15 protein-coding genes and 1 riboswitch are annotated in these 24470 nt (G+C 68.4%); of the genes, 9 read left to right on the forward strand and 6 right to left on the reverse strand.

Translation table 11 applies throughout. From position 1 onward, the window contains the following. Window position 1: 1 nt before the first annotated feature. Window positions 2-4108 carry a translocation/assembly module TamB domain-containing protein gene (locus ACI2JO_RS18010; protein ID WP_404722052.1) on the forward strand — a complete coding sequence of 1369 codons (4107 nt, stop codon included), beginning with the start codon at window positions 2-4 and terminating at the stop codon, window positions 4106-4108. A gap of 248 nt (window positions 4109-4356) precedes the next feature. Next, window positions 4357-6132 (forward strand): SLC13 family permease, encoded by a 1776-nt coding sequence (locus ACI2JO_RS18015; RefSeq protein WP_404722053.1) that lies wholly within the window; start codon window positions 4357-4359, stop codon window positions 6130-6132. A gap of 84 nt (window positions 6133-6216) precedes the next feature. Here ACI2JO_RS18015 and ACI2JO_RS18020 read toward each other — a convergent pair whose 3' ends face one another. Further along, window positions 6217-7866, reverse strand: coding sequence for an alkaline phosphatase family protein (locus tag ACI2JO_RS18020; protein WP_404721982.1), 1650 nt, complete (start codon window positions 7864-7866; stop codon window positions 6217-6219). A gap of 89 nt (window positions 7867-7955) precedes the next feature. Here ACI2JO_RS18020 and ACI2JO_RS18025 point away from each other — a divergent pair, with 89 nt between their 5' ends. The 5 genes from ACI2JO_RS18025 to ACI2JO_RS18045 all read left to right on the forward strand — a co-directional run bounded on the left by ACI2JO_RS18025 (window position 7956) and on the right by ACI2JO_RS18045 (window position 14515). Beyond that, complete coding sequence (locus ACI2JO_RS18025) at window positions 7956-9947, forward strand: protein-disulfide reductase DsbD family protein (protein ID WP_404721983.1); 1992 nt, start codon at window positions 7956-7958, stop codon at window positions 9945-9947. A 90-nt stretch (window positions 9948-10037) separates the two neighbouring features. Further along, window positions 10038-11540: a circularly permuted type 2 ATP-grasp protein gene (locus ACI2JO_RS18030; protein ID WP_404721984.1), complete on the forward strand. Its 1503-nt coding sequence runs from the start codon at window positions 10038-10040 to the stop codon at window positions 11538-11540. Next, window positions 11540-12475: an alpha-E domain-containing protein gene (locus tag ACI2JO_RS18035; protein WP_404721985.1), complete on the forward strand. Its 936-nt coding sequence runs from the start codon at window positions 11540-11542 to the stop codon at window positions 12473-12475. Before ACI2JO_RS18030 ends, ACI2JO_RS18035 begins: the two co-directional genes overlap by 1 nt. Further along, window positions 12475-13275 carry a transglutaminase N-terminal domain-containing protein gene (locus ACI2JO_RS18040; RefSeq protein ID WP_404721986.1) on the forward strand — a complete coding sequence of 267 codons (801 nt, stop codon included), beginning with the start codon at window positions 12475-12477 and terminating at the stop codon, window positions 13273-13275. Before ACI2JO_RS18035 ends, ACI2JO_RS18040 begins: the two co-directional genes overlap by 1 nt. A 28-nt stretch (window positions 13276-13303) precedes the next feature. Continuing rightward, window positions 13304-13410: riboswitch (SAM-I-IV-variant riboswitch) on the forward strand. 55 nt (window positions 13411-13465) lie between these two features. After that, window positions 13466-14515, forward strand: coding sequence for a threonine aldolase family protein (locus tag ACI2JO_RS18045; protein WP_404721987.1), 1050 nt, complete (start codon window positions 13466-13468; stop codon window positions 14513-14515). 94 nt (window positions 14516-14609) lie between these two features. Here the strand turns inward: ACI2JO_RS18045 and ACI2JO_RS18050 are convergent, their stop codons facing one another. From ACI2JO_RS18050 to ACI2JO_RS18060, 3 genes are all read right to left on the reverse strand, one after another. Continuing rightward, window positions 14610-15368, reverse strand: coding sequence for an arginyltransferase (locus tag ACI2JO_RS18050; RefSeq protein ID WP_404721988.1), 759 nt, complete (start codon window positions 15366-15368; stop codon window positions 14610-14612). 122 nt (window positions 15369-15490) lie between these two features. After that, window positions 15491-16732 (reverse strand): threonine ammonia-lyase, encoded by a 1242-nt coding sequence (locus tag ACI2JO_RS18055; protein ID WP_404721989.1) that lies wholly within the window; start codon window positions 16730-16732, stop codon window positions 15491-15493. A gap of 83 nt (window positions 16733-16815) precedes the next feature. Beyond that, window positions 16816-17514, reverse strand: coding sequence for a DUF4163 domain-containing protein (locus ACI2JO_RS18060; protein WP_404721990.1), 699 nt, complete (start codon window positions 17512-17514; stop codon window positions 16816-16818). Window positions 17515-17570: 56 nt separating this feature from the next. Between ACI2JO_RS18060 and ACI2JO_RS18065 the strand changes: the two genes are divergently transcribed. Then, entirely contained in the window at window positions 17571-19241 is a 1671-nt protein-coding gene (locus ACI2JO_RS18065) for an amidohydrolase (RefSeq protein WP_404721991.1), read from the forward strand. 127 nt (window positions 19242-19368) lie between these two features. Here the strand turns inward: ACI2JO_RS18065 and ACI2JO_RS18070 are convergent, their stop codons facing one another. Together ACI2JO_RS18070 and ACI2JO_RS18075 are read right to left on the reverse strand one after the other, a co-directional pair. Next, window positions 19369-21222 carry a methyl-accepting chemotaxis protein gene (locus tag ACI2JO_RS18070; protein WP_404721992.1) on the reverse strand — a complete coding sequence of 618 codons (1854 nt, stop codon included), beginning with the start codon at window positions 21220-21222 and terminating at the stop codon, window positions 19369-19371. A gap of 85 nt (window positions 21223-21307) precedes the next feature. Next, complete coding sequence (locus ACI2JO_RS18075) at window positions 21308-22669, reverse strand: short-chain fatty acyl-CoA regulator family protein (RefSeq protein ID WP_404721993.1); 1362 nt, start codon at window positions 22667-22669, stop codon at window positions 21308-21310. 231 nt (window positions 22670-22900) lie between these two features. On the opposite strand from ACI2JO_RS18075, the gene ACI2JO_RS18080 reads away from it, so the two are divergent. Beyond that, window positions 22901-24427, forward strand: a complete 1527-nt coding sequence (locus ACI2JO_RS18080; RefSeq protein ID WP_404721994.1) for an acyl-CoA carboxylase subunit beta — start codon at window positions 22901-22903, stop codon at window positions 24425-24427. The last annotated feature ends 43 nt before the right edge of the window (window positions 24428-24470 follow it).

The raw sequence follows: 24470 nt of genomic DNA on the forward strand, positions 1-24470 counted from the left end.
CATGCGCATCCTGGGCTTCGTTGTCGCCGCCTTGCTGGCGCTCGTGGCGGTCGTGGCGGTGGTGATCGACACCGATATCGGCCACCGGATCGTCGCCGATCGCGTCAACGCGCTCCAGCCCGACAATGGTCTGCGTTTCCGGCTCGGGCGGATCGAAGGCTCGCTCTACGGTGAGGCCGAGCTGGTCGACTTTCGGCTCTACGATCCCAAGGGGCTGGTTCTTTCGGTACCGCGTGCGCGGCTCGACTGGTCTCCGTTCGCATGGCTCCAAAATCGTCTCGACATCACCGCGCTCGACATTCCCGTCGCGACACTCGCCAAATTGCCTGAGCCGCGCGACACCGGCCGCTCCGGGCCGCTGCTGCCGAAGTTCGACATCGCGATCGGCCGCCTGTCGGTCGCCCGACTGATCGTCGCGCCTGCCGTGACCGGACGGACCCGTGAGGGGCGGCTGCTTGGCCGAGCCGACATCCGCGACGGCCATGCCGTCGTCGCGCTCGATGCGCTGGTGGCGGGCAGCGACCAGGTGCGGCTGCGGCTCGACTCGCGCCCCGCCGCGGGCAAGTTCGACATCGCCGCGCGCGCGCAGGGCGCGGCGACTGGGGTGCTGGCGCAGCTGACCGGGCTGCGGCGGACGATCACGCTCGACATCAGCGGCGCGGGCGACTGGCGGCAATGGCGTGGGCAGGCGGTGGCGATCGCGGGCGGCGCGCGGCTCGCCGACCTCACGCTCGGCAACAATGCCGGCCGCTACACGCTGACCGGCACCGTCGCGCCGGCCAGCGTGACCCGCGGCAAGCTCCAGTCGCTCACCGCGCCGCGCGTGCTGGTCGATGGCGCGGGCACGTTCGCGAGCCGCCGCCTCGACGGAACATTGTCGCTACGCTCGCCGTCGCTCGCCCTGCAGGCCGAGGGGTTGGTCGATCTCGCCGACAGCGCGTTTCGAAATCTGCGCGTCACCGGTCACCTGCTGCGACCGTCCGCGTTGTTTCGCAACATGACCGCGCGAAACCTGCGACTACGCGCGATTCTCGATGGTAATTTCCGCACATTCGGCTTCGATTACCGCCTCACCGCCGACCGCTTCGCGTTCGACAACACCGGCTTCGAGCAGGCGCGCGCCGCCGGTCGCGGCCATTGGGGACCACGCCCGATCGCGCTGCCCGTCGCCTTCACCGCGGCGCGCGTCACCGGCGTCGGCGATGTCGCGGGCGGCATCCTGCGCAACCTGTCGGTGGCCGGCATACTGCGCGTCACGGCCGACACCGTCACCGGTGACGGGCTGAAGCTGCGCTCCGACAAGCTGTCGGGCGACATTGGGCTGACCCTCGACCTGCACACCGGGCGCTACGACGTCGCGCTGTCGGGCGCGCTCGGGCGTTACCTGATCCCCGGGCTCGGCGTGGTCGATGTCCGCTCGCAATTGCACGTCGTTCCCGGCCCCAACGGGCACGGCACGCGCGTGATCGGGCGTGGCAGCGCGCGCGTGTTGCGGCTCGACAACGGCTTCTTCCGCAGTCTCGCGGGCGGGCTGCCGCAGGTCGAGACGCTGCTCGAGCGCACCCCTGATGGCGTGCTTCATTTCACGCGGCTCGTGCTGACCGCGCCGTCGCTGCGGCTGGCCGGCAGCGGCTATCGCCGCCGCGACGGCACGTTCGTGTTCGAGGGGGCGGGGACGCAGAGCAGCTACGGCCCGGTCCAGCTCAAGCTTGACGGCAAGATCGAGAAGCCGACGATCGACCTCGTCTTCGCAAGGCCCAATGCCGCGATGGGGCTCAGCAACGTCCGCGCGCACCTCGACCCCACGCCGCAGGGCTTCGCCTTCACCGCGGCCGGCGCGTCGCGGCTCGGACCGTTCGAGGGCGCGGGCGCGATCCTGCTGCCGCCGGGCGGGCAGGCGCAGATCGCGATCGCGCGGCTCGACGTCAGCGGCACCCGCGCCACCGGTACGCTCGACATCGTCGATGGCGGATTCCGCGGTCGGATGGCCGTTGCCGGGGGCGGCTTTACCGGGGCACTCGACTTCGTACCGGTCGGCGACGTGCAACGGATCAGCGGACGGATCGACGCGCGCAACGCGCGGCTCGCCGGCGCGGCGACGGTCCGGCAGGCACGCGTCGACTTCAACGTACTGCTCGAACCCGATGGCGCGCGCGTCAACGCCACCACCAGCGGCGCGGGGCTGCGGCGCGGCGCACTGTCGGTGTCGCGCTTCTCGGGGCAGGCGGCGCTGACCGGCGACACCGGCGAGGTACGGGCGTCGATTGCCGGCTCGCGCGGAGTCGGCTTTCGCGTCGACACCGTCACGCAGATCACCGCCGACGGCTATGCGGTGCGCGCCTCGGGAACGATCGGGCAGCAGCCGATCCGGCTGGAGACGCCCGCGGTCTTCCACCGCGACGGCGATCTCTGGACGCTGGCGCCGACCAAACTGACCTTCGCGGGTGGGGCCGCGGAAGTGTCGGGTCGTCTTGGTGACGGCGAAACCGCGGTGCGCGCCTCGCTCACGCGCCTGCCGCTCGGCGTGCTCGACATCGGCTATAGCGGGCTGGGGCTCGGCGGGACCGCGACCGGTACGCTTGAACTCAACGCGCGCGACGGTGCGGCACCGACCGGGCGGACCAACCTGACGATCCGTGGCCTCACCCGTTCGGGGCTTCTCAGCTCGTCCGCGCCGATCGACATCGGTGTTGCCGGGGTGCTGAGCCCCGACAAGCTCGGCGTGCGAGTGGTGATGGCGTCGGGCGGCCGGACCGTCGGGCGCGCGCAGGCGTTGCTCAAGCCGCTCGGCAGCGGCGATCTGGTCGAACGGCTGACCAGGGCCGGTCTGTTCGCGCAGCTTCGATATTCCGGCCCGGCCGACACGCTCTGGCGGTTGACCCGCATCGAGCTGTTCGACCTTTCCGGCCCGGTGGCCTTGTCGGCGGATGTGACCGGCACCGTCGCCAATCCGCAGATTCGCGGTTTGGTCCGCGCCAGCAACGCGCGCATCCAGAGCGCCACCACCGGCACCGTCGTTACCAACATCCAGACGGCCGGACGTTTCGACGGCTCGCAGCTGCGAATCGAGCGCTTCACTGGCGACGCCGGGCGCGGTGGGCACGTGACCGGCACCGGCAGTTTCGACTTCGCCGCCGCCAACGGTGTCGCTTTCGACCTGCGCATCAACGCCGATCATGCGGTATTGATCGACCGCGAAGATATCGGGGCGACAGCGACCGGGCCGCTCGCGTTCACCTCGGACGGGGTTGGCGGGGTCATTTCGGGTGACGTGCGCCTCGATAGCAGCCGCTACCGGCTCGGGCAGGCGACTGTGGCCAGCGCGCTGCCGCAGATCAACGTCCGCGAGATCAACGTGCCCGGCGGCGATCAGGTCGACGACGATGCCGCGGCGCCGTGGCGGCTCGACGTCCATGCTTATGCGCGCAACGGGCTAATGGTTTCGGGGCTGGGGCTGTCCAGCGAATGGACCACCGATGTGCGGATCGCCGGCTCCCCGACCAACCCTGCCATCACCGGGCGCGCCGATCTGGTGCGCGGCGACTATGAATTTGCGGGGCGCGAGTTTGAATTGTCGCGCGGGATCATTCGGTTTGCGGGTGAAGTGCCCGCCAACCCCGCACTCGACATCGAGGCGGCGGCGAACGCCACCGGGCTCAACGCGACGATCCGCGTCACCGGTGTCGCGCAAAAGCCGGAGATCAATTTCGCGAGCACCCCTGCGCTGCCGCAGGACGAACTGCTCTCGCGACTGTTGTTTGGCACGTCGATCACCAACCTGTCCGCGCCCGAGGCGTTGCAACTGGCGGCGGCAGTGGCGGCGCTTCAGAACGGCGGCAACGGCCTCAATCCGATCAACGCTGTTCGCCGTGCGGCGGGGCTCGACCGGTTGCGTATCCTGCCCGCCGATCCGCAGACCGGGCAGGGCACATCGATCGCGGCGGGCAAATATGTGACGCGGCGGCTGTATGCGGAGATCATCACCGATGGTGCGGGCTATTCCGCGACGCGCGTAGAGTTTCAGGTGACGCGCTGGCTTTCGCTGCTCTCCTCGATCTCGACATTGGGACGGCAGAGCGGCAACGTTCGGATTTCGAGGGATTATTGAGCGGAGACTTGTAGCAACCGTGCTTCGAGACGCCACCTCGGCTTCGCTCGATGGCTCCTCAGCACGAACGGAAGGGTGGGTGGCAGGGCGATGGTTTGCCTACTCACCTCCGGTCGTCCTGAGGAGAGGCTGAGCTTGCCGAAACCTCGTCTCGAAGGACAAGCGAGCCCGCCGCCACCCGCCAATTCACCCTATCCTGCGGCAACAGGTCGGAACCGCGCGACCACGCCACGGTTGAGCGCGTGACGATGACCACGCCACAACTCCTCTCGATCGCAACCCTGATCGGGATGATGGCGCTCTTCATCTGGGGGCGCTTCCGCTACGATGTCGTGGCCATCATCGCGTTGCTCGCGAGCCTCACGCTGGGAATCGTCGCACCGGCCGATGCCTTCAAGGGCTTCTCCGACGATATCGTCATCATCGTCGCCTCGGCGCTGGTCCTGTCAGCGGCAGTGCAGCGCTCCGGGGTGATCGAACGCGTGTTGCGACAGGTCGCGCGCCGCGTCCGACGTGTGCGGGGTCAGTTGCTGGTACTGACCGGCTCGGTCGGCGTCGCCAGTGCTCTAGTCAAGAACATCGGCGCTTTGGCGATGCTGATGCCCGCCGCGATCCAGATGGCAAAGAAGAACAACGCCTCGCCGTCTGTCTTTCTGATGCCGATGTCGTTCGCGTCGCTGCTCGGCGGGTTGATGACTCTGGTCGGGACCTCGCCAAACATCATCGTCAGCCGCTCGCGCGAACAGATGCTCGGCGAGCCGTTCGGGATGTTCGACTATACGCCGGTCGGGCTCGGGCTGCTGGTCGTCGGCCTGCTGTATCTCAGCGTCGCCTATCGCCTGATCCCCGCCGACCGTCGCGCCGCCCCGAGCATGGCCGAGGCACTCGATATCACCGGCTATGTCACCGAAATCGTGATCCCCGAGGGCTCACCCGCGGTCGGCGAAACGGTTGCCGCGTTCCTCGACCGCCACGAACATGAGGTGACGATCACCCGCATGGTGCGCGCCGGGATGCGCAGCCATCCGCTCGCCGACACCGAATTGCGCGCGGAGGACACCTTGATCCTCGGGGGCGATCCCGATGCGCTGGAACGCGCAATCGCCGGCGACCGGCTGACGCTCGAGAGCGAGGAGCGCGAGAAGCGCACCGATCGCGGCGAAAGCGAGATCGGCGTAATCGAGGCGGTCATCAACCTCGGCTCGCCGCTGGAGGGGCAGACCGCCGGGCGGCTCGACCTGCAGGCACGCTACGGCGTCAATCTGATCGCGATCTCGCGCCGCGACGAGCGGCTGTCGCGCCGGCTCGGCAATATCGCGCTGCGCACCGGCGACGTCGTGGTGCTGCAGGGCACGCTCGACACCCTGCCTGAGAAGTTGCGCGAACTCGGCTGCCTCCCGCTCGCCGAGCGTGAGTTGCGGCTCGGCACCAGCCGGCGCGGCTGGTTGCCGGTCGCGGTGCTCGGCGCGGCGATGTTCGCAACCGCGATGGGCTGGGTGCCGGTCGGCGTCGCCTTCTTCGCGGCGGCGGCGGTGGTCGTGGTGACCGGATTGCTGCCGGTGCGCGAGGCGTACAACCATATCGAATGGCCGATCCTCGTGATGCTCGGCGCGTTGATCCCGGTGTCGGACTCGTTGCGTACCACCGGCGCGTCGGACGTGATCGCGACGTGGCTGGCGCAGACCGCAGCCGTGCTCCCGGCGTGGGGGGCGGTGGCGCTGATCCTCGCGGCGGCGATGGCGGTGACGCCGTTCCTCAACAATGCCGCGACGGTGCTGGTGATGGCGCCGATCGCGGCGCAATTTGCGGGTGACCTCGGCTATCGGCCCGAGGCGTTCCTGATGGCGACGGCGGTCGGCGCGGGCAGCGACTTCCTCACCCCGATCGGGCATCAGTGCAATACGCTGGTGCTGGGTCCGGGTGGGTATCGTTTCGGTGATTATGCGCGGCTCGGCGCGCCGTTATCGGCGTTGGTGCTGCTGGTCGGTACGCCGCTGATCCTGTTCTTCTGGCCACTCCATTGACGGTTAGCCCATCACCCCGGACCTGATCCGGAGCGATGCTTGGCGTGGGCAGTGGAACTTGAGTCGGCCCTTCGGCAACAAACCTTATCTCGGGCAGCTATCCCCCGCACCCGCGTCCAGATCGAGGCACCGCCCGTCGAGCCCCGACACCGGCAGCCCGATCGTTGCCGCCAGCGTCGGCGCGATATCGACCGTCTCGACCGAGAGCGGCTGCTCGAACGCGACCATCCCCTTGCGCCAGAACAGGATCGGCACGCGACGATCGTAATCCCATGGGCTGCCGTGCGTCTCGACGTAGAAGGGAGCCGGCGTGACGATCGTCGTTACGCGCGGCTTGAGCAGCACCATCAGATCACCCGACCGCTCCGGATCATAGGAGGCGCGCGCGCGCTCCATCAGCGTCCACGTCTCCGGCGGGGTCTTGGCGAATGGCGTTGCCGCGATCTCGTCGCGGGTAAAGGCGGCGGCGACCTGCGGCATCGCCAGATAGCGGCGCTTCGCCTCTGCCAGCACCTGCTTGCGCCGGGCGGCGGGCACGCTGTCGGCGATATAGACGTCGCTCTCCGGCCCGATCAGCACTGGCCCGGCGATGCCGAGGTCGCGACCGATCGCCGCGCCGACCAGCTTGGCGGCGTTGCTGGCGGCGGCATGCTCCTCCATCGGCATCGCGCGTTGCTGCTGGCGCTCGGTCATGTCGTGCGCGCCGTGATCGGCCGTCAGCATCACTTCGTAATCCAGCCCCCATTCGTCGAGCTGCGCGAGGAACGCGCCGATCGTCTGGTCGAGCTGCGCCATCTGGATGCACATTTCCGAACCCTGCGTGCCGAGCGCGTGGCCGACATAATCAGTCGCCGATGCGCCGACCGCGATCAGGTCGGTGCCCGCGCCTTGCCCGAGCTTCATGTCCTGGATCAGCCCGGCGGCGAGCGCGAACACCGCGCCGTCGAGCGCCGGAGAGGCGCGGAACGACTTGGCATCCCCGCCCGCCCTCTGGAACTGCCCGGTGCCGATCGTCTGCCCGCCGACCGCGATCGGCTGGGCCAGTCCCTTGCAATAGCCCGGCAGTGGTAGCGGCGCCTGCGCCCCCGCCAGCAGCTTGCCGACCGCCTCATTGGCGCGCGTCACCACCGCCGGTACCGGCGCGGTGCTGCGCGAGGGGAGGGTGACGAAATGATCGGTCGCCCAGAACCACATTTGATCGGTGTGGTGACCGCCCATCATGATCGCCGCGCGATCCTTGCCCGCCACCGCGACGACGCGGGTGCGCGGATCGGCGCGCTTCATCATGTCGCCCAGCGTGTCCACGCGCAGGTGCAGGTCGGAAGGCTGGTATTTGTCGTGATCCGATCCCGGCGCGCGCTCGTCCTCGGCGCAATAGACGGTCTTGTCGGACCGCCCGGCACGCTGGTCGATCCAGTTGTTGGCGATGATCCCGGTATGTGCCGGACGCATGCCGGTGAGGATCGTCGAGTGGCCGGGGCAAGTCTCGGTCGCGGCATGGCTCTGATAGCCGGAGGGAAAGACCGCGCCCTGCTGCAAGCGCGCGAGGCCATCGGTGTAGCGGTTGCGGTATTGCGCGAACAGGTCGGCGGAGAACTGGTCGACCGAGATCGCGACGATCAGTTTGGGCTTGCCCTGCGGCGCTGCGACGGGCGCGGCCGCCGGTGTCTGGGCGATGGCGGGAACTACCAGCGCGGCAGTGGTCAGCAAAGCGGCGGCGAACAACGATTTCATCGGGCAACCTTGATGCAACGGGGGGGCGAAGCGGCTATGATCCCGCTCCGATGATCAGGCAAGCAGTGCGCGCGGCGCTTTTCACTCTGATGACAGCCCTGTCGCTGCTGCTTGCCGGAATGGCGAGCGCGCAGACGCGGCATGTCGCCATGACGCTGGTTGCGGAGAGCGACCGGCCTGCGCCGGGCAGTACCGTCGCGCTTGCGATTCATGCGGTCCCGGACGCGGGCTGGCACGGCTATTGGCTCAATCCCGGCGACGCGGGGGTCGCGACGCGCGCGACCTGGACGCTGCCGACAGGCGCGACCGCCGGGGCGCTCGCCTATCCGCCACCCGGACGGTTGGTGATCGCCGGGTTGATGAACCACGTCTACGAACGCCCGTGGACGATGCTGACGGCGCTCACCCTGCCCAAGGGGCTGGCCACCGGCACCGCACTGCCGATCCGCGTCAAGCTCGACTATCTTGTCTGCACCGAGACGATCTGCGTTCCCGAGACGCAGGAACTGAGCACGCGACTGACAATCGGCGACGGCGCGGTGACGCCCGCGCGTCGCGCGCAATTCGACGAATGGCGCCGCGCGCTCCCGCGTCCGCTCGGCAGCACCGCGACATGGCAGATCGACGGAGGACGGTTCCGCCTGTCGGTGCCATACCCCGCCGACGCGCCGCTGGGGCAGGCATGGTTCTACCCCGCACGCGGCGGCGCGACCGACTATCCCGCCCAGCAGACCGTCACCCGCGACGGCGAGCGGCTGGTGATCGAGACCAAGGCCGCCGCCACGCCGGAGCGCGGCACGCTGGACGGCGTGCTGACGCTCGGCGATGGCATGGCGCTTTCGCTGTCGGCCCAACCCGGCACCGTTGCGCCCGCGGCGGCATCGGCGGCGCTCGACTGGGGCGTCGCGTTGGCGGCGTTCGGCGGTGCGGTGCTCGGCGGGTTGCTGCTCAACGTCATGCCGTGCGTGTTCCCGATCCTCAGCCTCAAGGCACTCGGCCTTGCGCGTTCTGGCGAGAGCGAGCGCCACGCGCGGATCGAGGCGCTCGCCTATACCGCCGGTGTCGTACTGGTGTGCCTCGCGCTCGGTGCGACCTTGCTGGTGTTGCGCGCAGGCGGGGCAAGCGCGGGCTGGGCGTTCCAGTTGCAGGACCCGCGCGTCGTCGGCGTGCTGCTGCTGCTGGTGGTCGCGATCGCGCTCAACCTCGCCGGGCTGTTCGAGCTGCCGACCCCGCAATTCGCCGGGCGCAGCGGGGCGAGCGGCGCCTTCATGACCGGGGCGCTCGCCGCGTTCGTCGCGACGCCGTGCACCGGGCCGTTCATGGGTGCGGCGCTCGGCGCGGCGCTGGTGCTGCCGCCGGTTGCGGCGCTGCTGGTGTTCGCGGGGCTGGGGCTCGGCATCGCCGTGCCCTTCCTGTTGATCGGCTTCGTGCCCGCGCTGCGTCGACGCCTGCCCAAGCCGGGGATGTGGATGGTGCGACTGCGCCATATCCTGTCGGTACCGATGTTCGCGACCGCTCTCGCGCTCGCCTGGGTGCTCGGGCGACAGGCGGGTGTCGACGGGATGACGGTCGCGCTCGCCGCCGCATTGCTCGCCGGGCTGGGGCTCTGGTGGAGCGGGCGGCGGCAGGTGCAGGGCAGCCGGCTGGTCTGGATGCCCGCGTCGGTCGCGTTGCTGCTGGGCGGCGTCGCGCTCGCTACCGTTCGCGCGCAGCCGGCGGGCGCGAAGGGCGCCGCGGTCGCCGGCGTCGCGGGGGCGGAGCCATTCACCGAGGCGCGGCTCGCGGCGTTGCGCGCGGAAGGTCGGCCCGTTTTCGCCTATTTCACCGCCGACTGGTGCCTGACGTGCAAGGTCAACGAGAAGGCCGCGATCGAGACGCAGGCGGCGGCCGACGGGTTCAAACGCAACAAGGTCGCGGTGCTGGTCGGCGATTGGACCGATGGCGACCCGGTGCTTGGTCGCTTCATCGCGCAGCACAACCGCGCCGGCGTCCCGCTTTACCTCTTCTACGCCCCCAGGGCCGAGAGCCCGCGCGTGCTTCCGCAGGTGCTGACCCCGGCGATGCTCACGGCGTTGCGTTGAGGGACTGCTGCACTGCAATGAAATGTTGCGCAGCCGGTTGATCTCGCTCAGCATGCGACCAATCCGGTACTCGGGCGTTGCAGGGGACAAATGGGGATACCGGCGTTCGACGAGATCATGGGGGCAGCGGGCACCGACGGCGCGCGTCCCGAATTGCGGGAATTGTGTCGCTGGCTGGCCGACACGCCCGACGCGGAATTGCGTCGACGCCAGCAATCCGCCGAAACCACTTTTCGCCAGCTCGGCATTACCTTCGCGGTCTATGGTGAGAGCGAGGCGAGTGAGCGGATCATTCCCTTCGACATCGTCCCGCGCGTTTTTCTCGCCGATGAATGGGCACGATTGTCCGAAGGGCTGATCCAGCGCGTCGAGGCGATCAACGCCTTTCTCGTCGACATCTACGGCGACCGGAAAATACTTCGCGATGGCGTCCTGCCGGCCGATCTGGTCTTGGGCAACGCGCAGTTTCGCCCCGAGATCGCCGGGATCCGCCCGCCGCATGATGTCTGGGCGCACATCTGCGGAATCGATCTCGTCCGCACTGGCCCCGACGACTTCTTCGTTCTCGAGGACAATGCCCGCACGCCGTCCGGCGTCAGCTACATGCTGGAAAACCGCGAGGCGATGGTGCGGCTTTGCCCGGAGCTGTTCGCCAACTTCCGCGTCGCGGCGGTGGACAGCTATCCCGATCGCCTGCTGGAGACGATGCGCTCGGTCGCGCCGCGCGGCTGCGGCGGTCGTCCGACCTGCGTGGTACTGACGCCGGGCCACTACAATTCGGCTTATTACGAGCACAGCTTCCTTGCCGATTCGATGGGCGTCGAGTTGGTCGAGGCCGCCGACCTCGTGGTCGATGACGATCTGGTCTATATGCGCACGATCGACGGACGTGTGCGCGTCGACGTCATCTACCGCCGCGTCGACGACGATTATCTCGACCCGCTCGTCTTCCGCCCCGATTCGATGCTGGGCGTGCCGGGGTTGATCGCAGCCTATGCGGCGGGCAACGTCGCGATCCTCAACGCGCCGGGCAACGGCATCGCGGACGACAAGGCGATCTACAGCTACATGCCGGAGATCGTGAAATACTATTCCGGCAGCGACGCCCGGCTCCCGAACGTCGAGACCTATCGTTGCCGCGAGCCGCAGGCGCTCAAATACGTGCTCGAGCATCTCGGCGAACTGGTCGTCAAGTTGGTCGATGGTTCGGGCGGTTACGGGATGCTGGTCGGCCCGACCGCCTCGTCGGCGGAGATCGAGCGCTTTCGCGCAGCGTTGGTCGCCGAGCCCGAACGCTATATCGCGCAACCGACGCTGGCGCTGTCGACCGTGCCGACGCTGGTCGAACAGGGCGTCGCGCCGCGACACGTCGATTTCCGCCCGTTCGTGCTGACCGGTGCGAAGGGCGTGCAGGTCGTCCCCGGCGGGCTGACGCGCGTCGCGCTGCGCGAGGGATCGCTGGTCGTCAACTCGTCGCAGGGTGGCGGGACCAAGGACAGTTTCGTGCTGATGGACGAGCCGCGCGGCATGACCCAGACGATGTCGGGGGCGGGGGGTACCATGACGCAGACGCTGGGCGGGGGGCAGCGCTGATGCTCAGCCGCACCGCTGCCTCGCTTTACTGGCTCGGCCGCTATGTCGAGCGTGCCGATTTCGTCGCGCGGCTGATCGAGGCGACGCTGCGCCTCGACGTCCTCTCCCCGCGCTCGGCGGGCGAGGATGCGTGGCGCACCGCGCTCGCGGTCAGCGAGACCGCCGACGCCTTCACGGCCGGCGGCCACACGCTCAGCCGCGAGGAGGTCGCGCACTTCCTGCTTGCCGACAGCACGCATCCGGGCTCGATTCTGCGCTGCCTCGCGATGGCGCGCGACAACGCCCGTGCGGTCCGCACCGCGCTCAGCCGCGAGGCATGGCAGGCGATCAACGGTGCGTGGCTGATCTTCGACCAGCGGATCGGCCGGCTCGATCCGACGGCGGTGCTCGGAGTGGTCGATGCGGTCAAGGCCGAGACGCGCGGCTTCGAGGGTGCGGTGCATCGGATGCTCCGCAACCAGACCACCTCGTTCATCCGGCTCGGTCAGGCGGTCGAGCGTACCGACAACACCGCGCGGCTGCTCGACGTCAAATATCACATCTTGCTGCCGGAGGGTGAGCGCGTCGGCGGCACGGTCGATCGCGACCAGTGGACGACGATCCTCCAGACCGTTTCGGCCGTCACCGCCTTCCGCTGGCTTTATAACGACGGGCTTAACCCGACCAACGTCATCGATCTGTTGCTCAGCCGTGGCGAGCTGCCGCGCAGCCTGGCCGCCTCGATCGAGGAAACCGTCGCCGCGCTCACCGCGCTCGCGCGTGCCAGCGGGACGCAGGGTGAGGCCGATCGGATGGCCCGCACCCGCCAGGCCCGCGTCGCGCGCACCCGCACCGGCGATGTGATCGCCGCCGGGCTCCACCAGCACCTTCAGGCCCTGATCGTCGAGAATGCACAATTGCATGACGCGATCGGCCGGCAGTTCAAGTTTCACTGATGCGCCTGACCATCGACCATCGCACCACCTACCGCTTCACCGCGCCGCAGGGTCGCGTCGTGCAGTTGCTGCGGATGACCCCGCGCAACACGCACGACCAGACCGTCGCGGCGTGGGACATCAACATCGACTGCGACGCGCGGCTGCGCGAACATCGCGACGGCTTCGGCAACATCACGACGATGCTCTATGCCGAAGGCCCGCTGTCGGGGATCGAGATCAGCGTCTCGGGCGAGGTGGTGACAAGTTCGTCGAGCGGCGTGCTCCACGGCACGTTCGAGCCGTTGCCCGCCGCGCTCTACCTGCGCAGCACCCCCGTGACCCATGCCGAGCCCGCGCTCGCTGCCTTTGCGCAGGCGACGACCGAAGAGCGTGCGCCCATTTCCGCGCTTCATGCGCTCAATGCCGCGCTCCATGAGCGCTTTACGATCGTCGATGGTCGGCCTGAGCCCGGGCTGGCCGTCACCGCCGCCTTTGCGCGCGACACCGCCACGGCGCGCGACCTGGCGCAGATGTTCGTCGCCGCCGCGCGCGCCGCCGGCTTTCCGGCGCGCTACGTCACCGGCTATTGCGATATGCTGCCCAGCGGCCGCCCGACCCCGCATGGCTGGGCCGACGCCTGGGTGGAGGGACTCGGCTGGGTCGGGTTCGATCCGACGCTCGGCCGCTCGCCCGAGGCGCATCACGTCCGTGTCGCGGTCGCGCTCGATGCCGCGGGCTGCTCGCCGGTCGCGGGGTCGCGGCTCGGCGAGGGGCGCGAATGTCTGGACGTCGAAGTGCAGGTCAGCGGACAGGATTGACCGCGTAACGAAAATCGTATACCGCGCGTTCCAACATCAAGAGTCGAACCAAGTTCGACGCCAACCTGCTCCCGAGCAAGGTGGCGCCTCCGGCAACGGGGGGATGTGGCCGGACCGGCAACCAACGGGACCCTCCGCCACATATCGATCCGACGCTTGGTGCCCGAAACGAGCAACAGGATCAGCGATCGTGACGACCCAGCCCCAGCAATTCGCCAGCGACAATTATGCCGGAGCCTGCCCGGAGGCGCTGGAGGCGATGCTCGCCGCCAATGCCGGCTCGGCGGTCGCCTACGGCGACGACGGCTGGACGCAGCGCGCTTCGGACAGTTTCCGCACCCTGTTCGAAACCGACTGCGAGATCTTCTTCGTCTTCAACGGCACCGCCGCCAATTCACTCGCGCTCGCCTCGTTGTGCCAGAGCTATCACAGTGTCATCTGTTCATCGGCGGCGCATGTCGAAACCGACGAGTGCGGCGCGCCGGAATTCTTCTCGAATGGCTCCAAGCTGCTGCTCGCGCCGTCCGCCGACGGCAAGCTGACCCCGGAGGCGATCCGCACGCTGGCCAACAGCCGCTCCGATATCCACTTCCCCAAGCCGCGCGTCGTCACCATCACCCAGCCGACCGAGACCGGGCAGGTGTATTCGGTCGCCGAGGTGCGCGCGATCTCGGCGGTGTGCCGCGAATTGGGGCTCAAGCTGCACATGGACGGCGCGCGCTTTGCCCATGCCTGCGCCGCGCTCGGCTGCACGCCCGCCGCGATCACCTGGGAGGCGGGGGTCGACGTTCTGTGTTTCGGCGGAACCAAGAACGGGCTGATGGTCGGCGAGGCGGTGATCTTCTTCGACCGCGCGCTCGCCGAGGACTTCGATTACCGCTGCAAACAGGCCGGGCAGCTCGCCTCGAAGATGCGCTTCCTCTCCGCGCCATGGATCGGCTTGATCGAAAGCGGCGCGTGGCTGCGCAATGCCGAACACGGCAATGCCTGCGCCGAGCGGCTTGCTGCGCGGGTGGCGGATCTGCCGGAAGTGCAATTGCTGTTCCCGGTGCAGGCCAACTCGGTGTTCCTCGTCGCCCCGGACGCGGTGCTCGACGCGCTGCGGGCGCGCGGCTGGCGATTCTACACCTTTATCGGCGGCGGGGCGCGCTTCATGTTCGCGTGGGATGCCGATCCAGCCCGCGTCGACCAGCTCGCCGCCGACATTCACGCGGCGTGCGAGGTGCGCGCGCTGGCCTAGCCTCCCATCGTCACCGCGGACCTGATCCGAGGTCCCGCTTCTTCTCACTGGTCCGAAGAAGCGGGCTCCCGGATCAAGTCCGGGACGATGAGCTTCAAACGGTCACCGGCGCCGCCGCATCCTCCGGCATCAGCACCCAGCCATGCGTGCCGAGCATCTCGATCGGGCGGTAGCGCGTCTTGTACGCCATCCGCTGCGACCCCTTCACCCAGTAGCCGAGATACACATACGGCAGCCCCGCCTCGCGCGCGCGCGCGATATGGTCGAGGATGATGTAGTTGCCCAGCGCCGGGCGCGCATCCTGATCGGTGTCGAAGAAGCTGTAGACCATCGACAGCCCGTCCGCCTGCCGGTCGGTCAGGCAACAGCCGACCAGCTTCCCGGGCCGGGCGCCATCCGACGGCTCGCGATACTCGACCACCACCGAATTGACCGGCGAATGCTCGATCATGTCGGCGAAGTCGCTTTCGTCCATCGCCGCCATCCCGCCGCCGGGATGCCGCGCCGACAGATAACGGCGCATCAGCGTATATTGCTCGTCGGTTGCCCATGGACGGCACGCCGACACGTCGAGGTCGGCGTGGCGGCGGACCAGCTTGCGCTGCGTCGCATTGGGCTCGAACTCCTGCGTGCGGACCCGCACCGAGACGCAGGCGGCACACCCCGCACAGCTCGGGCGGTAGGCAACCGACTGGCTGCGGCGGAAGCCGATCCGGCCGAGCGCGTCGTTCAGCTCGCCCGCCTCCGGGCCGGACAATTCGGTAAACACCTTCCGCTCCTGCCGGCCGGGCAGGTACGGGCACGGCTGCGGGCTGGTGACGAAGAAGCGCGGGAAGCGGAACGGTGCCGTCATGCGTGCCGACCCTTTCCTTCGCTGTCCATGCCCCTGCCCATCGTCTTAGCGGTCAATGCCAACATAGGCGATGTCGCATCGCGCGCGAAATGCCGCTTTGGCACAAAAAGTAACGCTTTTTGTCAGGCCAGCTCGACCGTGCTCACCTCGAACCCCGCCTCACGCAGCCCGACCATCAACCGGTCGAGATGCGCCCGGTCGCGCGATTCGCATTCGATATCGGTGATCAGGCCCTTGGCGGGCAGCGTCGTGAAGACGCGCTGGTGATAGATTTCGATGATGTTCACGCGCTCGCGATCGAACACGCGCATCACGTTGTAGAGCGCGCCCGGCTGATCCTGCAGCCGCAGCCGCAAGCGCGCCAGCCGCCCCGATCGCGCCAGATCGCGCAGCAGCACGTTGGCGAGCAGCCGCGTGTCAATATTGCCGCCGCACAGCACGACGCCGACTGTCCGCCCGCGGAACCGCTCGGGATGCGCCAGCAGCGCGGCGAGCCCCGCCGCGCCCGCGCCCTCGACGACCGTCTTCTCAATCTGGAGCAACAGGCTCAGCGCCTCCTCCAGCGAGCGTTCGGAGACGAGCACGATATCGTCGACCAGTTGCGCGACCATCTGCGCGGTGATCCCGCCCGGCTCCTTGACCGCGATGCCCTCGGCCAGCGTATCGCCCGCGCACGGCATGTCGGTGCCGTTGATGCGATTGTACATCGACGGATACAGCTCCGCCTCAACGCCGACCACCTCGATCGGGCGATCCGCGGCGCGCGCGACCGTCGCCATGCCGGAGATCAGCCCGCCGCCGCCGATCGGCACCACCAGCAGGTCGATCTCGGGATGCTCCTCCAGCATCTCCAGCGCGACGGTGCCTTGCCCCGCGATGATCCGCGGATCGTCGAACGGATGCACGAAGGTGAAGCCGCGCTCCGCCTCCAGCACGCGCGCATGGGCGTAGGCGGCGTCGAAATTCTCGCCCTCCAGGATCACGGTCGCGCCGTGCCCCTGCGTCTGCACCACCTTCACCACCGGCGTGTTGCGCGGCATCACGATCGTCACCGGCACGCCCAGCCGGTTGCCGTGATAGGCGAGGCCCTGCGCATGATTGCCTGCCGACGCCGCGATCACGCCCTTGGCGCGCGCTTCCTCGGACAGTTGCAAAAGGGTGTTGAGCGCGCCGCGCTCCTTGTAAGCTGCGGTGAACTGAAGATTTTCAAATTTCAGATACACGGTCGCGCCGGTCATCTTCGACAATGTCTGGCTGATCAGCGTCGGCGTCCGCACGATTGCGTCGCCGATGCGTATCTGCGCGGCGCGCACGTCCTCGATCGAGACGGGCAGGGCAGGGACGGACGCGAGCTGTGTTGCCATCCGCAGGACGTAGCGGAACACCGTTACGAAAGGAACACCCGCGCGACCCGGACTCCGTCGCCCCTGCGCAGGCAGGGGCGACCTCACTTCGCCGCGAACGCCTCGCGCCACTCCGGCCGCACGATCGCCAGCAAGGCCGGGGTCACCGGCACCGTCATCTCGTACATGCCCTCGGCATAGGAGCCCGCGACATATTGCCCCGCGATCAGCCCGATGCGGTCGATCGCACGCCGGTCGGTCGAGCCGAGCAGGACCGTCAGATCCGACACTGGCGGGCAGGGAAAGATATCGTCGTTCCCCGGCTCGCTCCCCAGCCGCCGACGCCGCTCGCCTTTCAGCCATTCGCACCAGCCCGGCCCCAGCACCCGCTGCATCGCCGCGGCTGATTCGAACATTGCGCGTGGATCGACCCGCCGCGCGGTCGCCTTGTCCCACACCAGCGGCTCCAGCGCGGTGTTGCCGTGTGCGCCGCCGGTAAAACGGTAGGTCTCCCCCGACAGGCTCAGCAGCCGCGGCGTTTCGGTGACCACCTTCCATTCGCGGGTGGCGTCGTGCTGGTGGAACGGGAAACGACCCTTCGCTGCCTCGCGCCTGTCGTCCGCGGCCACCTTGGCGGCCCGGCTCCGCAGCCGCGCGCGATCGGCGGCGAGCCAGCGCCGCAAGGGCGCGATCCGCGCGGCGGCGGCGGGGTAAATATAGGAGAAGTCGAGCGTGGCGGTCTTCGTCGCGACCGTCGTCTGCGCCATCGCCGGCACCGCCAAGGCCAGCAAGATCAACCCCATCACCCGCCGCATGACATCCCTCGCCAAAGCCGTGCCGCTTCCATATGGCAGCGGACATGAACCGACGCCATCTCACCGCCGCGCTGGGTGCGCTCGCCGGCCTTGCGACGACGCTCCCCGCGGGTGCCGACGCGCTGATCGACAACGTCACCGGCCTGACGCTCAACCGCGACCGGCAGGTGGTGCGCTTCAAGGCAATGGTGATCGACGCACAGGGCAAGGTCGTCCGCCTGATCGCGCCCGACGAACAGCCGCCCAAGCCGACCAAGAAGAACCCCGGACCGCGCTACGACTGGCGCGCCGACATGAAGGGGCGCGTGCTCGTCCCCGGCATGATCGACGCACACGGCCACGTTATCGAGCTGGGGCTGGCGGCGCTGACGCTCGACCTGTCGGACACGCGCTCGCTCGACGAGGCCAAGGCGAAGATCGCCGAATACGCGCGCGCCAACCCGGACCGGCAGTGGATCATCGGGCGCGGCTGGAACCAGGAAGTGTGGAAGCTCGGCCGCTTTCCGACCGCCGCCGATCTCGACGCGGTGGTCGGCGACCGCCCGGTCTGGCTGGCGCGCGCCGACGGCCATGCCGGCTGGGCGAACAGCGCCGCACTCAAGCTCGCCGGTGTCACCGCCGCGACGCAGGCCCCCGCAGGCGGGCGCGTCGAGAAACCGCTCGGCGTGCTGGTCGATCGTGCCAAGGAGCTGGTCGAGCGCGTCGTGCCGAAGGTCAGCCCCAAGGACCGCACTGCCGCCTTCCTCAAGGCGCAGCAGATCCTGCTCGGCTACGGTGTCACCGCGATCGCCGACATGGGCACCAGCGTCGACGACTGGATGACCTATCGCCGGATGGGCGACATCAACGCGCTGCGCGTCCGCATCATGTCCTACGGGCTCGGCATCGACAGCGCGGTGACGATCGGCGGCACCGGGCCGACGCCGTGGCTGTACGACGACCGGCTGCGGCTGGAAGGCGTCAAGCTCTACGCCGATGGCGCGCTCGGCTCGCGCGGCGCGTGGCTGAAGGCCGATTATGCCGACGCCCCGGGTCAGCGCGGGCTAGGCTTCCTCGCCGACGACCAGTTGCAGAACATCATGAGCCGCGCCGCGATGGACGGCTATCAGGTCGCGGTTCATGCGATCGGGGACCGCGCTGACAAACAGGTGCTCGACGCGATCGCCGAACTGTCCGAGACCTACAAGGGCGACCGTCGCTGGCGGATCGAACATGCACAGATCGTCGATCCGGTCGATATGGCCGCGTTCGGCAAATACCGCATCATTGCCTCAATGCAGCCAACGCACCAGACCAGCGACCGCGTGATGGCGGAGGCGCGGCTGGGGCAAGCCCGGCTGGCGGGCGCCTATGCATGGAAGACGTTGCTCGACGACGGCGCGACGCTCGCGTTCGGCTCCGACGCACCGGTCGAGAAGCCCGACCCCTGGGCGGGCTGGGCGGCGGCGTTCACGCGCACCGATGCCGATGGGCAGCCGGTCGGCGGCTGGCACCCCGAACAGGCGGTGTCGCGCGAGCAGGCGTGGTGGGCCTATACCGGCGGCGCGAGCTACGCCGGCTTCGCCGAGCAGAAGTTCGGGACGCTGGCGCCGGGGCAGCGCGCCGACTTCCTGCTGCTTGACCGCGATCCGATGACCGCGACGCCTGCGGATCTGCGCCAGACGAAAGTGCTGGAGACGTGGATCGGCGGCACGAAGGCGTGGGAGCGGAAGTAGACAGTTCCGCTAGTCTTCTCTTCACCCCTTCCCTTCAGGGGAGGGGCCGGGGGTGGGGCAGCGCTGCGAAGCCGGTGCCCATTGTCAGGCCCCACCCCAACCCCTCCCCCGAGGGGGAGGGGCTTTTTCAGAACTCCGACCAGTCGTCCTGCACCGCGACCGCCGCCGCGCCACGGCTGCGGGCACTGGCGGCGATCCGGGCGCCGGCGTGCGCCGCGCGCGCCTGTAGCTGGTGGACCGGCGACGCCGCGGGTGCGGCATAGCCCGTCGTGCCGGCCGACAGCCGGAAGCGCCCGACTTCGCGCGCCATCACATCGGTTTCCTCGACCAGACTGCGCGCCGCGGCGGTCGCTTCCTCGACCATCGCCGCATTCTGCTGCGTCACTCCGTCCATCTCCGACACGGCGGTATTCACCTGCTGCAAGCCGGTCGCCTGCTGATCGGCCGCCGAGGCGATGTTGCCGACCAGGGTGCTGATCTCACCGATCCGCGCGGTGATCCGCTGCAAGGCCGCCCCCGCCTCGGCGACCAGCCCGACGCCCAGATCGACCTGTTCGGTAGAGGCGGTGATCTTGCTCTTCACGTCCTTCGCCGCGTCTGCGGAACGCTGCGCCAGCGCGCGCACTTCGCTGGCAACCACCGCAAAGCCCTTGCCCGCGTCGCCCGCGCGCGCCGCCTCGACACCCGCGTTCAGCGCCAGCAGGTTGGTCTGGAAGGCGATGCCGTCGATCACCGCGATGATCTCGCTGATCTCGCTCGACGAGCGTTCGATGCCGTTCATCGCCTCGACCGCGCGGCGCACGACGTCACCCGACGCCTCGGCATCGCGGCGCGTCTCGACCACCACCGCATCGGCGCGCGACGCGGTCTCGGCGGTTTCCTTCACCGTCGTCGTGATCTCGTGCATCGCCGCGGCGGTTTCCTCCAGCGATGCGGCCTGCTGCTCGGTGCGCTGCGACAGGTCGTCCGACGCCTGCCGGATGTCGTTGGCGCCGTTGGTGATGCCCGTCGCGCTGGTCGTCACCGCCGCCATCGCCGCGGACACCGCGGTCATCGCGCCGTTGAAGTCGCTCTTCAGCTTGGCGAACGGCCCGGTCAGCTCAGCATCGATCCGCGCCGTCAGGTCGCCCTGCGCCAGCGCGCTCAGCCCGCGCCCGATATTGTCGACGATCAGCGCGGTCTGCTCTTCCTTGGCGCGCTCGGCGGCGGCGAGCTGATCGCGGAACTGCACCATCACCTTGGCGAGTTGCCCGACCTCGTCGGCGCGCTCGTCGACGGCGACCTGCGCGTGTAGATCGCCCCCCGCCAGCCTGCCGAGCGCCTCGGTCATCGCCTTGATCGGGGTGGCGATCCCGCGGATCAACGCGATCAGCAACAGCCCCGCCAGCACCAGCGCCGCTGCGACCAGCGCCAGCGCCAGCGCGCGCGAGAAGGTGTAGAGATCGTTTGCCGCATCCATCTCCGTTTCCATCAGCCTGACCTGGATGCGCTGCGAGGCTGCCGCCTCGGCATTGGCCTGGTCGAAAACCGGCTGACTGGCGCGAAACGCTTGCATCGCCTGGTCATTGAGATTGGCCGCGCCCAGTCGGCGGGTCACTTCGGAGCGGGCGATGAACGCGGCCCAGAGTCGGCGGAACTTCGCGAACGACGCGCGGGCCTCCGGGGCGACCAGCGCCCCGTCCAGGTATGTCATGTTCCTGTCGATCAGCTGCATTTGTGCCGACGCCGCCTGCTCGGCGTCGCGGATCTTGTCGGGTTCGAGCGACAGGATCACCGTCGCCTCGGCAATGCGATAGTCGGACGTGGCGGTGTTGATGGTCGCGATCGCCACCAATTTGTCGCGGCGATCCTTCCCCAGCACCTCGGTCGAATGATTGAGTCGCGCTTGCGTCCACAGTGACATTCCGGCCATCGCTACCAGCAAAAGCGCAAGAATTCCAAATGCGAGCAAGAGTTTGCGGCCAATCGCAAGATTTTTCATCACCACGGCCTTCACGAAATCAAAATTGATCTGGCCAACTATTATGTCAAAGGGGTTTTACATCGCGTTAAGATCCGGAACGGGCCTAAACTACGCGGTACGGAACGACCCCGCGCACCCCCGCCTCCACTACGATCGCGCGGTCGGTTGGCGGAAAGGCGCGCTGGTCGCAATCGGATCGCGGGCACAGCCGGCAACTGATCCCGATCGGGGTCGCCGCACGCAAGTCGACCGCATCGGCGTACACGAAGTCGGCGGCATGCGCGGCCTCGCATCCCAATGCGACGGCGTAGCGGCGCGGCGCCCGCGCGAACCGCCCGGACGGCTTCACCAGCCCCTTCGCCATCGAGACATAGCGGACGCCATCGGGTGTCTCGGCATGTTGCACCAGGATCCGGTCGGGGATCGCGACCGCTTCATGGACGTGCCACAGCGGGCAGGCGCCGCCGAAGCGCGCGAATTGCAGCCGGGTCGCGGAATGGCGCTTGGTGATGTTGCCCGCCATGTCGACGCGACAGAAATAGAAGGGGATGCCCTCCGCGCCCGGGCGCTGCAACGTCGACAGCCGGTGGCACGCCTGTTCGAAGCTGGCGCCGAACCGCCGCGACAGCCGGTCGATGTCGTGGCGCAATTCCCGCGCCGCATCGCGAAACGCCCGATAGGGCATCAGCAACGCACCGGCCGCATAATTGGCAAGCCCGATCGCCAGCAGCCGCCGTGCCTCCGGTTGCGCGAGCCCCGATGCCGCGACGATCGCCGCAATCGGCGTTGCGAAGGCCAGCGCGGCGATGCGATGCGCGATCAGAAAGCGGCGGCTTTCCGGCGGCAGCGCGGCGTTGAGGTGCAGCACGTGACCGTCGAAGCGCGCCAGCGGCGCATCCTCGCGCGCCTCGGCGGCCAGCGTCACCCCGTGCGCGGCCAGCGCGCCCTCGATCGGCATCGCGTCCTGCGCCTGCGCCCAGTTCTCGGCGGCGCGATCGAGCGAGTCGACGTAATTGCCCGCCTCGTGGAACCAGTCGCGCACCGCTTCCCACGGCAGGCGCGCGCCCACCCCCGCGGTCAGCGCCTCCTCGGCGAGCGCGACGCGTTCCTCGGCGGCGCGCTTGGCGGCGTGGAGCGCGATTAGCCGGTCGGCTAGCGCCGGACGCTCCTCCGCCAGTTGCGCGACCTCGTCGGGCGGCAGCGGCGTGACGGCAGGGTCGGCGAGCGCCTCGCGCAACGCCACCAGTCGCCGCGCCGGTACCACACCTTCGATATCGGCGAGCGCGGCAGGGAAATGCTGCGCCAGTGCGGCGCTCACCGCGGCGGTCAGCGGACGCTCGTCGCTTTCGAGCTGCGAGAGATAGCTGACCGACAGCCCCAGCCGCGCCGCCATCGCGCGCTGGTTGAGCTGCGCGTTGACTCGCAACGCGCGCAACTGCGCCCCGGCATAGAGGCGCGCTTTCACTCGCCGTCGCTCCTGCGAAGGCAGGGGCCCATGTCTGTACCGTGCTCGCAGATCATCGATACAGAAGCCTCGCTGGCGGTGACAGGCGTATCGCCCAACGAAACAGTCATAGGCCCCTGCCTACGCAGGAGCGACGGACGTTTGCAACGTGCGCCTTCGCAAGTTCGCAACTTCACATTTGCTCCACCGCGCCCCGCCGGGCACAACGCTTCCCGCGTCCGGGAGAGAAGAATGTCATCGACGATCGCCGAACTCGAAAACCGCCGTGCCGCCGCCCGCGCCGGCGGCGGGCAGAAGCGCGTCGACGCGCAGCACGCCAAGGGCAAGCTGACCGCGCGCGAACGCCTCAACGTGCTGCTCGATGAAAGCAGCTTTGAGGAACTCGATATGTTCGTCGAGCACAATTGCACCGACTTCGGTATGCAGGACCAGGTCGTGCCCGGGGACGGCGTCGTCACGGGGTCGGGGACGATCAACGGCCGGCTGGTATTCGTCTTCTCGCAGGACTTCACCGTCTTCGGTGGCTCGCTCTCTGAACGCCATGCGCAGAAGATCTGCAAGATCATGGACATGGCGCTCAAGGTCGGCGCGCCGGTGATTGGCCTCAACGATTCGGGTGGCGCGCGCATCCAGGAGGGCGTGGCGTCGCTCGGCGGCTATGCCGAGGTGTTCCAGCGCAACGTGCTGGCGAGCGGCGTCGTGCCGCAGCTCAGCCTCATCATGGGGCCGTGCGCGGGCGGGGCGGTCTATTCCCCCGCGATGACCGACTTCATCTTCATGGTGAAGGATTCGAGCTATATGTTCGTCACCGGACCCGACGTGGTGAAGACCGTCACCAACGAGGTCGTGACGCAGGAGGCGCTGGGCGGCGCGGTGACGCACACCACCAAGACCAGCGTCGCCGATGTCGCGTTCGACAACGATATCGAGGCTTTGCTGGCCGCGCGCGACTTCATCGACTTCCTGCCGTCCTCGAACCGTGAGGGCGTCCCCGAGCGCCCGACCGACGATCCGTGGGACCGCGCCGAGCCGAGCCTCGACACGCTGATCCCCGCCAATGCCAACCAGCCGTACGACATGCACGAGCTGCTCGCGAAGATCGTCGACGAGGGCGACTTCTTCGAGATCCAGCCCGCGCACGGCGGCAACATCATCTGCGGCTTCGGACGCATCGAAGGGCGTACCGTCGGCTTCGTCGCGAACCAGCCGATGGTACTGGCCGGCGTGCTCGACATCAATTCCAGTCGAAAAGCCGCCCGGTTCGTACGATTCTGCGACGCGTTCGAGATCCCGATCGTCACCTTCGTCGACGTTCCGGGCTTCCTCCCCGGCACCGCACAGGAGCATAACGGCATCATCAAGCACGGCGCGAAACTGCTGTTCGCCTATGCCGAGGCAACCGTGCCCAAGATCACCGTCATCACCCGCAAGGCCTATGGCGGCGCGTACGACGTGATGGCCTCCAAGCACTTACGCGGCGATTTGAACTATGCATGGCCCACCGCCGAGATCGCGGTGATGGGCGCGAAGGGCGCGGTCGAGATCATCTTCCGCGGCCGCACACCCGAAGAGATCGCCGAGCGCACCGCCGAATATGAAGCGCGCTTCGCCAACCCGTTCGTCGCGGCGAGCAAGGGCTTCATCGACGAGGTGATCCAGCCCCACTCCACCCGCCGCCGTATCGCGCTCGGCCTGCGCAAGTTGCGCAACAAGGCGCTGGAGAACCCGTGGAAGAAGCATGACAATATTCCGCTGTGATTCCACTCGTCACCACTTCGCTACGCTAGCGATGATGGCGGGA

It is taken from the genome of Sphingomonas sp. NPDC079357 (assembly GCF_044901155.1).
In the GTDB taxonomy this organism is placed as follows: domain Bacteria; phylum Pseudomonadota; class Alphaproteobacteria; order Sphingomonadales; family Sphingomonadaceae; genus Sphingomonas.

Excerpts from the sequence above, each read along its gene's own strand:
- ACI2JO_RS18065 (WP_404721991.1), top strand. The coding sequence starts at position 17,571 with ATGAACCGACGCCATCTCACCGCCGCGCTGGGTGCGCTCGCCGGCCTT.
- ACI2JO_RS18080 (WP_404721994.1), top strand. The coding sequence starts at position 22,901 with ATGTCATCGACGATCGCCGAACTCGAAAACCGCCGTGCCGCCGCCCGC.
- ACI2JO_RS18025 (WP_404721983.1), top strand. The coding sequence starts at position 7,956 with ATGACAGCCCTGTCGCTGCTGCTTGCCGGAATGGCGAGCGCGCAGACG.
- ACI2JO_RS18020 (WP_404721982.1), bottom strand. The coding sequence starts at position 7,866 with ATGAAATCGTTGTTCGCCGCCGCTTTGCTGACCACTGCCGCGCTGGTA.
- ACI2JO_RS18010 (WP_404722052.1), top strand. The coding sequence starts at position 2 with ATGCGCATCCTGGGCTTCGTTGTCGCCGCCTTGCTGGCGCTCGTGGCG.
- ACI2JO_RS18050 (WP_404721988.1), bottom strand. The coding sequence starts at position 15,368 with ATGACGGCACCGTTCCGCTTCCCGCGCTTCTTCGTCACCAGCCCGCAG.
- ACI2JO_RS18070 (WP_404721992.1), bottom strand. The coding sequence starts at position 21,222 with ATGAAAAATCTTGCGATTGGCCGCAAACTCTTGCTCGCATTTGGAATT.
- ACI2JO_RS18030 (WP_404721984.1), top strand. The coding sequence starts at position 10,038 with ATGGGGATACCGGCGTTCGACGAGATCATGGGGGCAGCGGGCACCGAC.
- ACI2JO_RS18035 (WP_404721985.1), top strand. The coding sequence starts at position 11,540 with ATGCTCAGCCGCACCGCTGCCTCGCTTTACTGGCTCGGCCGCTATGTC.
- ACI2JO_RS18060 (WP_404721990.1), bottom strand. The coding sequence starts at position 17,514 with ATGGGGTTGATCTTGCTGGCCTTGGCGGTGCCGGCGATGGCGCAGACG.
- ACI2JO_RS18055 (WP_404721989.1), bottom strand. The coding sequence starts at position 16,732 with ATGGCAACACAGCTCGCGTCCGTCCCTGCCCTGCCCGTCTCGATCGAG.
- ACI2JO_RS18015 (WP_404722053.1), top strand. The coding sequence starts at position 4,357 with ATGACCACGCCACAACTCCTCTCGATCGCAACCCTGATCGGGATGATG.
- ACI2JO_RS18040 (WP_404721986.1), top strand. The coding sequence starts at position 12,475 with ATGCGCCTGACCATCGACCATCGCACCACCTACCGCTTCACCGCGCCG.